The organism is Flavobacterium sp. CECT 9288 (assembly GCF_918731615.1).
GTDB lineage: Bacteria > Bacteroidota > Bacteroidia > Flavobacteriales > Flavobacteriaceae > Flavobacterium.
In genome coordinates this window covers 3,557,641-3,571,903 of sequence record NZ_OU957226.1, presented here as the reverse complement: position 1 = coordinate 3,571,903, position 14,263 = coordinate 3,557,641, and the positions used below count along the sequence as shown (strand labels likewise).

The 14,263-nt window shown below is 33.1% G+C and carries 10 protein-coding genes; 9 read left to right on the top strand and 1 reads right to left on the bottom strand.

All coding sequences use genetic code 11. From position 1 onward, the window contains the following. The first annotated feature begins 694 nt into the window (after window positions 1-694). The 6 genes from LQ189_RS15720 (at window position 695) to LQ189_RS15695 (ending at window position 8,492) form a co-directional block, all read left to right on the top strand. A complete protein-coding gene (locus tag LQ189_RS15720) occupies window positions 695-2,857 on the top strand; it encodes an AHH domain-containing protein (RefSeq protein WP_230158482.1) in 2,163 nt (720 codons plus the stop codon). 2 nt (window positions 2,858-2,859) lie between these two features. Then, entirely contained in the window at window positions 2,860-3,573 is a 714-nt protein-coding gene (locus tag LQ189_RS15715) for an imm11 family protein (RefSeq protein WP_230158481.1), read from the top strand. Next, complete coding sequence (locus LQ189_RS15710; protein WP_230158480.1) at window positions 3,536-4,054, top strand: hypothetical protein; 519 nt, start codon at window positions 3,536-3,538, stop codon at window positions 4,052-4,054. The genes LQ189_RS15715 and LQ189_RS15710 overlap by 38 nt, the downstream gene beginning before the upstream one ends. A gap of 1,038 nt (window positions 4,055-5,092) precedes the next feature. Beyond that, complete coding sequence (locus tag LQ189_RS15705; RefSeq protein ID WP_230158479.1) at window positions 5,093-7,045, top strand: AHH domain-containing protein; 1,953 nt, start codon at window positions 5,093-5,095, stop codon at window positions 7,043-7,045. Window positions 7,046-7,048: 3 nt separating this feature from the next. After that, entirely contained in the window at window positions 7,049-7,768 is a 720-nt protein-coding gene (locus tag LQ189_RS15700; RefSeq protein WP_230158478.1) for an imm11 family protein, read from the top strand. Further along, complete coding sequence (locus tag LQ189_RS15695) at window positions 7,755-8,492, top strand: hypothetical protein (protein ID WP_230158477.1); 738 nt, start codon at window positions 7,755-7,757, stop codon at window positions 8,490-8,492. Before LQ189_RS15700 ends, LQ189_RS15695 begins: the two co-directional genes overlap by 14 nt. Before the next feature lie 234 nt (window positions 8,493-8,726). Here LQ189_RS15695 and LQ189_RS15690 read toward each other — a convergent pair whose 3' ends face one another. Then, window positions 8,727-10,790 (bottom strand): M13 family metallopeptidase, encoded by a 2,064-nt coding sequence (locus tag LQ189_RS15690; protein ID WP_230158475.1) that lies wholly within the window; start codon window positions 10,788-10,790, stop codon window positions 8,727-8,729. A gap of 228 nt (window positions 10,791-11,018) precedes the next feature. Between LQ189_RS15690 and LQ189_RS15685 the strand changes: the two genes are divergently transcribed. The 3 genes from LQ189_RS15685 (at window position 11,019) to feoB (ending at window position 14,167) form a co-directional block, all read left to right on the top strand. Next, window positions 11,019-11,684 carry an SCO family protein gene (locus LQ189_RS15685; RefSeq protein WP_086453396.1) on the top strand — a complete coding sequence of 222 codons (666 nt, stop codon included), beginning with the start codon at window positions 11,019-11,021 and terminating at the stop codon, window positions 11,682-11,684. A gap of 144 nt (window positions 11,685-11,828) precedes the next feature. After that, window positions 11,829-12,071 (top strand): FeoA family protein, encoded by a 243-nt coding sequence (locus LQ189_RS15680; RefSeq protein ID WP_086453397.1) that lies wholly within the window; start codon window positions 11,829-11,831, stop codon window positions 12,069-12,071. Next, window positions 12,065-14,167 carry a ferrous iron transport protein B gene (gene feoB / locus LQ189_RS15675; protein ID WP_230158473.1) on the top strand — a complete coding sequence of 701 codons (2,103 nt, stop codon included), beginning with the start codon at window positions 12,065-12,067 and terminating at the stop codon, window positions 14,165-14,167. The genes LQ189_RS15680 and feoB overlap by 7 nt, the downstream gene beginning before the upstream one ends. The last annotated feature ends 96 nt before the right edge of the window (window positions 14,168-14,263 follow it).

Below are 14,263 nucleotides of genomic sequence, written 5' to 3'. Positions count from 1 at the left end.
TTGCTGATTTTGTAATGAAAAAAAACGAACTATCGTAGCCCCGATGGAAGCGGCATCCTTTATGGTAATGCGTGTAATAGAGCCGCGTTGCAAACGCTTTGTTTTCGTTAATAAAGTAAGTAAGTACTCGTTGCAAACGAGCACCTGATGGGGGCTGTCAAGCTAGACAATGAACTTATTAATTATTTCATTTGATAGCTCTCGAACAACTTAAAAAAAAATTATACTAGAGACCAAAATTGTAGTACCATTAGTTTAATTTTAACATAAAACCGTAAAATTTTAACATAAAAACCGTAGAATTATATTAAACCAATAGTCTAGATTTACCAATCAAATCAAAAATTATGAGAATACAAACTATAATCCACTAACTATTAATTAAATTAAAAAAGTAAGATTGAAAAAAACACTATTACTACTGATGTTTTTATAATTAATGTTGGGTTGCCAAGCTAAAGAACAAATAATTCAGAAATAAGAAACAAAAATTAATTTAAAAAAACTATCATTTGATGAAGCTAATAAACTTAGTCCATCATCAATAAAAAAATCAGATAATATTGTCTCGGATTTTGATAATTATAGCAATTTATCAACATTTTTGATAAATAACTACTATTTTAGTTCATAGTACTTCAAAATAATATTACACTGATGGACAAATAACTTATAAACTCCAATATCTATATTTATGCAACAGCTATTAAAAAAAACATTTAAAACAATTGTCGTACTCCTTACCGCTTTACCACTATTTAATTGCAGCGACGATACCTATCCTTTAGAAAGGCATAGCAAAATCAACACTTCAAAAAAAGATGTTTCTTTCAGTCAGTTTAAAAAAGAGACACAACAAGATAATTTTGCTTTATTCAAGTCAATAACACTAGACAAACAACTCAAAAAGAGGTCTATTAAGAATGACTTTATAATTGACACAACAAAGATTTTAAAACATGTTGCACAAAATAATAAAGCAACTTATAGTTTCAGAATTTATCCTATTGATAAAAATGCATTAAAGCCACACGAATATTATAACCTCGTTTATCATAAAAATGGCGGGCAATGGGAAGAATTATTGTTCAAAAACAAAGAAGCACTAAATACCCAGAGTGGTGACTACCGATTAAAAAGTTCAGAAGTTATTTATATGAGTACCCCACAATTACAAAGTAGGACGATAATTTCTGTGGGTGCAGGTACTATGTGCGAAACACCAACTACTACGTTTAATTGTACTAAAACTGGTAGTTGTTCAAGTGGAGTTTGTGATCTTTGTAGTTTATGTGTTTCCACATCAGTTGCTTACGAATATTGTGGATCAGGTGGTGGAGGCTCAAGTAGTGAGGGAGATTATGGTAATGAAGGTGGTGAAAGCGGCGGTGGCGGTGGCGGTTTAGAGGGTGTATACATACCTATTCCCTATGAAGGTGAACAAGATATTAATAATCCTGATTTTCTTTTTGCTATAGAAGTAGCTGGTTTTATTAATACGTTGCCACAGCATTTAAATAATGTAGTACTGGCTAACAACTGGATGCACAATACGATCATTAATTTTATGAAAAATAATGGTGGGTTAAACATCGACAATCAAAATAAAGTAGCTTTTGCACTTGCCAATTATGATAGTGTTGCCAGTATACCTATGAGTAATTTGCCTTTTACCACAATTAACCAACTTCATTATTGGGCATTTAATTATTTATTAGAAAAACCAAATGGTGGCTTATCTACTCAAAATCAAATCGCGCTAAAGTATGCGTTTAGTAATATGCCAATATTATTCAACCAATATAATGGGACTTCTTATGAACTTAACGCAATTAATAATTTTAATTTCAGTTCATTTCAATTTTTACTCTTACATGGAGAATTTTTGTCAAAACTTGATCCTTTGACACAAAAAAGTATTTTAGAGAACATTACTAGTTTGGAAAAAATTGAATTTTTCAATGAAATGATTAATTTAGCACAGAATGATTCAAATCAGGCTGATACAAACAATTTAATTAATCTATCAATTCGATTAAATAATTCTCAAACAAATTTATTGACAGATGAATTCGGATTAAGTCTTGATCAATACGTAGATTTGGATTTAGCATCTCTCCCGCCCGATTTTGGTAATATGTTCGCACTAAAACTATACTTTAACTATAGAAGCATAAGACAATTAAATCCTGAATACAGTAGAGCAAAATGTTTGTATTACGCTAGTAAAGATATTATTCATATTGGTCTTGACGCATTTGGTTTGATACCAGTGCTAGGTGAAGTAGCAGATTTGACAAACGGTGTTCTTTACACCATAGAAGGAGATGGCGTAAATGCTACGTTGAGTTATGTCAGCGCAGTGCCTGTTGCTGGTTGGGCTTCAGTTGGAGTAAAATATAGTTTAAAAGTTGTAAATACTGCGGTTGACATAAATACAAAAGTAAAACTAGTATGGAAAGTTTTACCTAATGGTAATTTGTTCTTTGGCACAAATGATTATTGTAGAAAACAATTAAGAAAAGTTTTAGGAATGACAGTTGGCAATGGATTACAAGCACATCACATTATTCCTTTGAATAAACAAACAAAATCTATTGTGCAAAAAGCTTCAAAAAGTGGTAGTGCTTTTCATCTAAACGAAGCTTTAAATGGTATTCCTCTGAGTAAAGCTGTTCATAATGGAAGTCATGCTCACTACGACGATCTTATTCAAGAAAGATTTGATTTTTTTAATCAAGCAAATCCAAATGCAACTCCTAATCAATGTTATGACTTTCTTGTAGATTTAATACAAGATATAAGAACTGCCATACAAAATAATCCTAATACACCTATAAATCAATTAAATTTTTAATTATGAAATTTTATTATATCAGAAACTCATTAAAAAAAAAAGTAATAGGTCATTATCCTCAAGTAAAGGAAGTAAAATATAACTGTCATGTATGGAATGACACCCTTTTTATTGACCGATTTCATTTTGTAAAAATAACTGTACAACCAATTGTGGCTAATGCTATTTTACACGCTAAATCAAAACTAACTGATTTAATTGATAGTTCTAGCATGGGATTTACATCAAAATTGCTAATCAGTGATAAGTTAAAATCAATATTAGAAAGTAAACGAGCAACTGGAATGCAATTTTTTAAAAGTTCCGTCTTGAGGGACGGTAATGAATTTGAGGAATTTTGGGTATTGCACACCTACGAATTCAATATGGAATACATTAACTTCTCTAAGAGTAAAATTATTGTAAGAATAAAAAAAAAGCAGGGAGGTACAGAACCGAAAACAGTAGTAGTTAGTTCAATGGATGAATTTTTAAAGTTAACTGAATTCCATAAACAAAAAATGGAAATAGTTTCCATAGAAAATATTTGTTTAAATTCAGATGTAAAGGAAGATTTTTTCTTTATAAAAACTGCTGGACAATACATAGTATCTGAAAAACTAAAACAAGAAATTGAAGATGCTGGCTGTACGGGAATTGAGTTTCAACCCATAGAGTTATCTATTAATGAATGGCTTCATGGAGGCGAAAGAGAAAAAATATATGGAAAAGCATAGTAATAATGAACACAATCCATTGCAGGAATGGATTGATACCGATGCAAAACTATCTAAAATATTAAAAGAAATTGAAAGTCAAACAAAATCTTATAAGGAGCAAGCTACTATTGCTTTTCATAGATTGTGTGAAGAATATCAACTGCCAAAGTATCCTGATGATATAGAAAGTCGTGAAATGATTCAAGTAGCTGACTATCATTTTTATGATCCAATTTCAGTTTATGAACAACTTGGCCTAATCAAATTTACTGATCAAGAAGAAGAAGATATTAGAAGCCAGGTCTTAATGGCAATATATCTTGTACAAAACAAGCTTGAACTCATATTTGATGATAAATTAGACGAATTTATAGGAGACGATGATTTACAAGGCTTTGGGTACAAAGGAGAAGATATAGAAGTTGAAATGACACCTATAAAGATTGGACAAAGTTGGTTTGAATTAGGATGCACTTATTTTACTAAAAATGTAGATTAGTAAATAGTTTACTTAACAATATAAAAAATCTGATAATCTGTTCGAATTTTTGATTCATCTGTACACGTTTTGATCTCAAGCCTAAGTTGAGACCTAACAGGTTTTAAAATACCTATTCGATTATTATAAAATTTAGAAACGATATAAAAATAAAAAACAAACAAAATTACTATGTTAGAAACCTTATTGCACTGATTCCAGCTGTCTTAGTAGTTATTGCATTGCTCTTAATCCTAGACTTATACCTATTAGTTCGAAAATACTTAAAGTTAAAAATTGAAGAACTGAAGAGAAATAAATAACTACTGACACATTATGTTATCTCAAAGTTGCTTATAAATCAATTCTTATTGCAATTAAAAAAGACTTAAAAAAAGACAATAAAACCTGTTAGGTCTGTACAAATTCCATTTGCTGATTTTCTAATAAAAATAAAACGAACTATCGTAGCCCCGATAGAAGCGGCATCATTACCGTGTAAGTCCCAAAACCCCGGGGCTGTCAAGCTAGACAATGAACTTATTAATGATTTCATTTGTTAGCTCTCTTAAAACTTAAAAAAAATTAAACTAGAGACCAAAATTGTAGTTACCATTAGTGTAATTTTAACATAAAACCGTAAAATTTTAACATAAAAACCGTAAAATTATATTAAACCAATAGTCTAGATTTACCAATCAAATCAAAAATTATGAGAATACAAACTAGAATCTACAAACTATTAATTAAATTAAAAAAGTAAGATTGAAAAAAACACTATTACTACTGATGTTTTTATAATTAATGTTGGGTTGCCAAGCTAAAGAACAAATAATTCAGAAATAAGAAACAAAAATTAATTTAAAAAAACTATCATTTGATGAAGCTAATAAACTTAGTCCATCATCAATAAAAAAATCAGATAATATTGTCTCGGATTTTGATAATTATAGCAATTTATCAACATTTTTGATAAATAACTACTATTTTAGTTCATAGTACTTCAAAATAATATTACACTGATGGACAAATAACTTATAAACTCCAATATCTATATTTATGCAACAGCTATTAAAAAAAACATTTAAAACAATTGTCGTACTCCTTACCGCGTTACCACTATTTAATTGCAGCGACGATACCTATCCTTTAGAAAGGCACAGCAAAATCAACACTTCAAAAAAAGATGTTTCTTTCAGTCAGTTTAAAAAAGAGACACAACAAGATAATTTTGCTTTATTCAAGTCAATAACACTAGACAAACAACTCAAAAAGAGGTATATTAAGAATGACTTTATAATTGACACAACAAAGATTTTAAAACATGTTGCACAAAATAATAAAGCAACTTATAGTTTCAGAATTTATCCTATTGATAAAAATGCATTAAAGCCACACGAATATTATAACCTCGTTTATCATAAAAATGGCGGGCAATGGGCCGAATTATTGTTCAAAAACAAAGAAGCACTAAATACCCAGAGTGGTGACTACCGATTAAAAAGTTCAGAAGTTATTTATATGAGTACCCCACAATTACAAAGTAGGACGATAATTTCTGTGGGTGCAGGTACTATGTGCGAAACACCAACTACTACGTTTAATTGTACTAAAACTGGTAGTTGTTCAAGTGGAGTTTGTGATCTTTGTAGTTTATGTGTTTCCACATCAGTTGCTTACGAATATTGTGGATCAGGTGGTGGAGGCTCAAGTAGTGAGGGAGATTATGGTAATGAAGGTGGTGAAAGCGGCGGTGGCGGTGGCGGTTTAGAGGGTGTATACATACCTATTCCCTATGAAGGTGAACAAGATATTAATAATCCTGATTTTCTTTTTGCTATAGAAGTAGCTGGTTTTATTAATACGTTGCCACAGCATTTAAATAATGTAGTACTGGCTAACAACTGGATGCACAATACGATCATTAATTTTATGAAAAATAATGGTGGGTTAAACATCGACAATCAAAATAAAGTAGCTTTTGCACTTGCCAATTATGATAGTGTTGCCAGTATACCTATGAGTAATTTGCCTTTTACCACAATTAACCAACTTCATTATTGGGCATTTAATTATTTATTAGAAAAACCAAATGTGGAAGCTGCAGATTTTACAAAGCAAGTTATTAATTATTGTTCGATAAATTATTCAGAAAGCGATCGTGAAACTACTGAATTATTTTTTAAAGCTTTAAAGGATACAAATAATTTCCAAGATAATTTAACCGAATCATTTGTTCAAGATAATATTAGTTACTTCAGCGAAGATGTTCAAAATCAATTTTTAATTGATCCTACATTAGTTGCTCGAATTGCTCAAGAATATTTAATACAACGAGCAGCAAAAAAATATCTACATCGTGATTGGAATGAAGTACAAATTTATTATAGCATTTTATGGGATTTTAGGCACATGTCATTAGATGCTTTTGGACTAATTCCAGTCTTTGGAGAAGTAGCCGATTTAGCGAATGGTGTTCTTTACACCATAGAAGGAGATGGCGTAAATGCTACGTTGAGTTATGCCAGCGCAGTGCCAATAGTAGGTTGGGCTTCGTTATCTACAAAATATGCCATAAAAGTAAAAAATGCTACTAGTTCTGTCTCTACAATTACACATAAAGTATTGTTGGTATGGAAAATGGAAGGTAATATTCTAAAATTCGGCCATAGATCTGAACTACGCAAAGTGATAGGACTTGCTGTGAGTGATGCTCGACAAGCACATCATATTATCCCATGGGCTAAGAGTATTCATCCAGCTATCCAAAAGGCAGCTAAATCCGCAGATGCTTTTCACATGAACGAAGCATTAAATGGGATACCATTGGGTAGAGCAATTCATAATGGTAGTCACTTTGAGTATGATAGATTAATTCAAAGATATCTAGACGCTATACCTACAAATGTAACTCCAAATCAAGCATACAATGAAGTGGTCAAAATTATAGATAAAGTAAAAACAGCTATTAAAAATAATCCCAACACACCAATTAACCAATTAATTTTTTAGATTATGAAATATTATTGTATTACAAATTCGGGAAATAAAAAGATAGTTGGAACTCACTCTCAAGTGCAACAAGCGATTTACCATTGTGACATATGGGATGATGATAAATTTATAGACAGGGTAGATTTTGTTAAGACCGATTTTGAACCGATTACTGCAAATGCTATTTTAATGAAGAAAGCAAAATTGACAGATTTGTTATCTGCGGATATTATAGGTTTCTCATCAAAATTATTAATGAGTGGCAAACTTAAATCAATTCTTGAAAATAATAGAAAAACAGGATTACAGTTTTGTAAATCCCCTGTTGTTTACAAAAACGAAATGATTGAGGATTACTGGACATTAAACCTCTATGAGGTAAACTCAGAATTTATAGATTTTAATAAGTCAGAGATTTTTTTAATGGATGGGTTATTTGACAAAATAAAAAAATTGCCAATCACAAATATAGAAGAATATGAAAAAGAAAAAATGCAAATTGATAAAATAGGATATCCTAGTAATATTTATATTGAGAGATTTGTGCTAAATGACAATTTACCAGAAGATTTTTTTGTACTAAGACAAGTTGAAGGCGGAGTTAAATACATGGTCTCTGAGAAATTAAAGCAAAAAATAGAAGAAGCAGGTTGTACTGGAATTGAGTTTATGCCAAGTGAGTTAAAATTGACCGAATGGCTTCATGGAGGTGAGAGAGAAAAGATCTATGGGAAAGCGTAATTTACAAAATGTCAAGATCTTACTAGTGCTGCTCATTAGTTGTAATGCACTTTATTCGCAAAATAAAACAATTGTTCCCACAAAGGGAGCAATTGTTTTTGTGAAAAAAGAAATAATTACAGATACTGTATTGTATAAAAAGTCTATGGAAAAAGTTTTTGATAAATTGACCTTAGAGGTAAAAAAGCATGCTCTATTAGAAAAGGGTAAGGTACTAGACACAATAAATCAAAGAGATGAGCAGTTATATCCAATGTTCGACATGATTAAATCTGTTGCATTGCAACAAGTTTTTTCAAAGGAGCCAAAAAGCATAATTAAATTTCATCACTCCTATAACAATGATGAAATTGAAGAATTTATTTCGTCAAACGGCCAATACGTAGAGAAAAAAAAGTTTATTAATAGTAGTGATTTAAAAGATGATGACTTATTGATTATAACAAAAGTTGAAGAATTCAAAAATGAAACAAAAATCATTAAACAATTTAAATGTTATAAAGTTGTTATGGATTATTTCGATTTAGAACAACCTCCAGGTTTAAATACAATTGTAAATGTTATGGAATTATGGGTTACCGAAGATATTAAGTCCAATTTTCATCCATTTATAACAAGTATTGATATACTAGAAAAATATTTCCCGCTAGAAGCCAAACATAGTATTAAAGATGTTGAGGGAATGTACACCACTTATGACCTTGTAGATTTTAGTTTAAAATAAAACGAACTATCGTAGCCCCGATGGCAGCGGCATCTCCCGATTTAGAAAAACAAGGCTTTTTTGCCGTAGTTTTTATTTATCGGGAATATAGCGTACAGCGGGACGAGTAGTGTACGGAGCAAAAAAGTACTGCTCCAAAAAAACAACAGCTTTCCATTCCTTAAAATTTGACTTTTAGGCATAAAAAAACCCATTCGCCTTAACGAATGGGTTTTGCATTTATAAGATACTGAATTACCAGATTCTTACACGTTTTTCAGGTGCAATGTACATACCATCATTTTCTTTGATATCAAAAGCTTGATAAAAAGTATCAATGTTTTGCAAAGGCACATACGCACGGTACATTCCTGGAGAGTGCGGATCGGTTTTTACTTGGTTTTTCAAAGCCTCATCACGCATTTTAGAACGCCAGATCGTTGACCAAGAAATAAAGAAACGCTGCTCAGGAGTGTATCCATCAATCAAGCCTGGATTTCCATTTTCTTTCAAGTACAATTGTAAACCGTCATAAGCTGCGTTTACACCACCTAAATCACCAATGTTTTCACCCAATGTAAATTTACCATCTACAAAAGTTCCTGGCAATGGCTCCAATGCGCTGTACTGTGCAGCCAAAGCTCCTGTTAAAGCTGAGAATTGTTTTAAATCATCTGCAGTCCACCAGTCAACTAGGTTTCCGTCAGCGTTGTAACGCGATCCTGAATCGTCAAAACCATGTGAAATTTCGTGACCAATAACGCCACCAATTCCGCCATAATTCACAGCCTCATCAGCTTGGTAGTTGTAAAACGGTGGTTGTAAGATAGCTGCTGGGAAAACAATCTCATTATTTGATGGATTGTAATATGCATTTACGGTTTGTGGTGACATGCCCCAACGCTCTTTATCTACTGGTTTGTTCAACTCAGCAATGTTTTCTTGAAAACGCCATTTAGCCATGCTCAAAGCATTTGAAAAAAAGCTTCCTCCTTCTTCTGGACTCTTGATTGTTAAAGCAGAATAGTCTTTCCACTTGTCAGGATATCCAATTTTGATTCTGGATTTGTTCAATTTAGCTAAGGCGCTTACCTTAGTTTCAGCAGACATCCAAGATAAGTTGTTAATTCTATTTTCGAAAGCACGGAAGATGTTTTTGATCATTTTTTCTGCTTTGGCTTTGGCCTCAGCCGGAAATTTTTTCTCTACGTATAATTTTCCTAAAGCTTCACCAACCGTTCCATTGATTGTTTGAAGTGCTCTTTCATCACGTGGTCTTTGGCTTACCGCACCCGTTAAGGTTTTTCCGTAAAACTCAAAGTTGGCGTTTTCAATATCGGTAGATAGTTGGCTTGAAGCTCTGTTTAATAAACTCCAACGCATATATGCTTTCCACTCGTCAACTTTATTTTCTTTCAACATCGTTTCAAGCGCTACCATGTATTTAGGTTGTGATACAATTACGGTATCAACTTTCGCCAAACCAATTTTAGTGAAATAATTATTCCAGTTTATCGATGGCGTTAATTTACTCAACTCTGCTAAAGTCATTGGGTTGTATGACTTACGACGGTCTCTGCGCTCTACTCTGTCTAATCTTGGTTTAGACATGGCAATTTCAAGCGCTAAAATTTTCTCTGCATTTGCCTGAGCTACGGCTGGCTTATCACCAAGAAATTGCAACATTTTAGCAACGTGAAGTACGTATTTTGCACGTTTTTCTTTAGAGTCGGCATCTTCAGATACGTAATAATCTCTGTCTGGCAAACCTACTCCACCTGGACCTACATTGATTACATTTCGGCTACTGTTTTTAGCATCGGTACCTACACCTGCTCCCATAAAACCAATACCACCTATTGGCTCCATTTCGATTAATAATGCTTCAAGATCTTTAGCATTTTTAACCGCATCAATTTTTTTAAGGAAAGGTTTTAATGGCGCAATTCCCATTTTGTTACGACCAACGGTGTCCAAAATAGACTTGTACAAATTAATCGCTTTACCTTGATCGGTATTTGATTTGTAAGTTGGGTTCGTGGCTGCTTCTTTTAAAATAGCTAACGCATCCGCATCTGTTCTTTGACGCAACTCATCAAAACTTCCCCAACGGGTTCTATCCGCAGGAATTGCAGTGTTGTCTAACCAAGTTCCGTTTACGTAACGAAAGAAATCGTTACTTGGCTTCACTTTTTTGTCCATGTAATTCACATTAATCCCTGGCTCCTTAGCCGCAGGATTACTTTGGGCTTGACCCACTGCAAAAGCCATCATTGCAGGAATCACAAAAAGCAATTGCTTATTGTTGGTTTTTTTCATTTTAATTAGTTTTTTAGTTAAGTAAACAAAGCTATTAATAAATTTACTGACAATTAAAGTTTCCTCAGATTATCACAAAACATTTTGGTTTGACAAAAAAATTTGAAAAAGGTTTAAACTCTAAACCTCTTTTTTTAGTCTAAGAACAAGTTTCAACTAAAAATAAAACTCTGTTAATTACAATACAAAACAATTTGCATTTGTGTATTTTTGTACCAAAATAGAACTATGTTAGAAATCTTAAAAAAATACCGTTTGTTTCTAGGAATTTTCGGTTTGCTTTCGGTCATTATTTTATCCCTTTTCTACTCGGCATTAAAGCCTGCAAAATCACTACCTATTTACAATCCAGCTGATGTTAATCCAGAACTAGTAGACAGCACAGTCCAATACAAAAGTAAATACCATACTATTGCTGATTTTTCATTTGTGAACCAAAACGGCGACACAATTACTCAAAAAGATTATGAAGGAAAAATTTATGTAGCCGATTTCTTTTTTACTACTTGTGGTTCAATTTGTCCGAAAATGTCAGTGAATCTAGAAGAAGTTCAAAAAGCTTTTGCCACAAATCCTAAAGTTAAATTACTCTCACATACCGTATTTCCTGAAACGGATAGTGTTCCTGTACTTAAGGCTTACGCCAAAAAACACAATGTAATCGATGCCAAATGGAATTTAGTTACCGGCGATAAAAAAGAAATCTATGCCATGGCTAGAAAATCGTACTTAGCTGTGAAACTAGGCAAGCCAAGTGAATTGTATGATATGGTTCACACCGAAAACTTTGTTTTGGTAGATACTAAAAGACGAGTTCGTGGTTTTTATGACGGTACCAACAAAGAAGACATAAAACGCTTAATTGAAGATATCCGTTTTTTAACAGAAGAATAGCCTAACACACTTAAAAATACGCACACAACCTATTTAGGACAACGATTTTATCGGCATTTGTATAATTTAATAATTGTTATCTCAATGAATTGTGTTTGTTATAAAATGTGTATTTTTGCAATCTTAATTCAATCTAAATAAGGTTTGCAAACAACGATACATTCTCTCAAAAAAGGCGAAAAAGCCATAATCAAAGACTTTGATATTGATACCGTTCCGTTAAAATTACTGGAAATGGGTTGCTTGCCTGGCAATATGGTCGAGCTCTTACAAGTTGCCCCTTTTGGTGATCCTTTGTTTTTAAATATCAATGGTTCGCATGTGGCTATTAGAATTGAAACCGCTAAAGAAATTGCAGTTGACCTATTAAAAACCGACCTATGGTAAGCAAACAAAACATCAATGTAGCCTTAATTGGCAACCCTAATGTGGGTAAAACTTCGGTTTTTAATCAGCTTACAGGATTGAATCAACAAGTGGGTAATTACCCAGGAATTACTGTTGAAAAAAAGATTGGTTTCTGCAAACTATCCAATAACATCAAAGCCAACATTCTGGATTTACCAGGAACGTATAGCTTGAACGCAAGTTCTATTGATGAAAATGTTGTTATTGAATTATTGCTCAATAAAAATGACAAGTTATATCCTGACGTAGCACTTGTGGTTACAGATGTGGAGAATTTAAAACGAAACTTACTACTTTTTACACAAATAAAAGATCTTGAAATTCCGACGATTCTTGTCATCAACATGGCTGACAGAATGAAGTTCAAAGGAATTTCACTGGACATTCCTTATCTAGAGGAACATTTAAACACTAAAATTGCCTTGATCAGTTCGCGTAAAGGATACGGAATTGAAGAATTGAAGCAGTTAATTGTAAGTTTCAAAACCATTTCGAGCGAACCATGCTTGAATGCTTCGGTTATCGATCCGGATTATTTCAATAGTTTACGCAAAGCATTTCCCAATCAGCTTTTATACAAATTATGGTTGGTAATTACGCAAGATGTGAACTTTTTGAACTTAGATCGAAATGAAATTCGCAGTTCATTTACCAAATCACACTCTGATTTAAAACGCTTGCAACAAAAGGAAACCATCAAACGCTATCAATTTATTAACGATGTTTTGAAGGTAGGTTTAAAAGTAGATAGCAGCGTTGCCAAAGATTACCGCAGCCAGCTTGATCGCGTGCTTACACACAAAGTTTGGGGTTATGCGATTTTCTTTTTGATTTTGTTTGTCATCTTTCAATCTATTTTTGAATGGTCAAAAATTCCGATGGATTTCATAGATACCTCTTTTGCCTCATTGAGTTCGCTCGCGGCAGAGCAGTTGCCAGCCGGTGTTCTAACCGATTTGATTTCGCAAGGAATTATTCCTGGTATTGGAGGAATTTTAATTTTTATACCTCAAATTGCCTTCTTGTTTATGTTTATTTCCATTCTTGAAGAAAGCGGTTACATGAGCCGTGTGGTGTTTTTGATGGATAAAATCATGCGCAAATTTGGACTTTCTGGTAAAAGTGTGGTACCGCTTATTTCAGGAACTGCCTGCGCTATTCCTGCAATTATGGCTACGCGAAATATCGAAAACTGGAAAGAGCGATTAATTACTATATTGGTTACACCGTTTACCACTTGTTCGGCTAGACTGCCCGTTTACGCCATTATTATTGCACTTGTTATTCCTGACGAACGCTTGTTTGGTTTCTTGAACATGCAAGGAATGACCTTGATGTTGTTGTATTTGTTGGGATTTGGGATGGCCATTTTCTCGGCTTATATCTTGAACAAAATCCTGGAAATTCAAAGCAAAACGTATTTTGTGGTTGAAATGCCGAATTACAAATTGCCTTTGTTTAAAAATGTAGGTATCAACGTAATCGAAAAAACAAAAGCATTTATATTTGGCGCGGGTAAAATTATACTTGCCATTTCGATAGTGCTTTGGTTTTTGGCCTCTTACGGACCTGGAGAAAAATTCAACAAAGCGGAAGAAATTGTTACTCAAAATACCATTAACAAACCATTATCTCCTGCTGATTTTGAAAATGCAGTTGCCTCACAAAAACTAGAGAACTCCTATATTGGGATCATGGGAAAAGCAATTGAACCTGTTATCTCTCCATTGGGTTACGACTGGAAAATTGGTATTGCCATTATCAGTTCGTTTGCGGCCCGAGAAGTGTTTGTAGGAACGCTGGCAACCATTTACAGCGTTGGCGGTAGCGAAAACGAAGTCACTATCAAAAACAAAATGGCAGCCGAAATCAATCCTGCTACAGGCGAGAAAGTGTTTAACTTTGCCTCTGGTATCTCATTGCTTTTGTTTTATGCTTTTGCCATGCAATGTGCTAGTACTTTGGCAGTAACAAAAAAGGAAACTAACTCTTGGAAATGGCCTGCTGGTCAGCTTTTATTCATGTCGGCATTTGCTTATGCCGTTGCCTTGATTGCTTTTCAAATCTTGAAATAATTCAAAATATCCCTTTACTAATTGAACAATCGTTAAATCGTAAATTTAATTATTTTTAATTTGTCTAAATAAGTTTCTCGTTTTATCTTTGCAGCA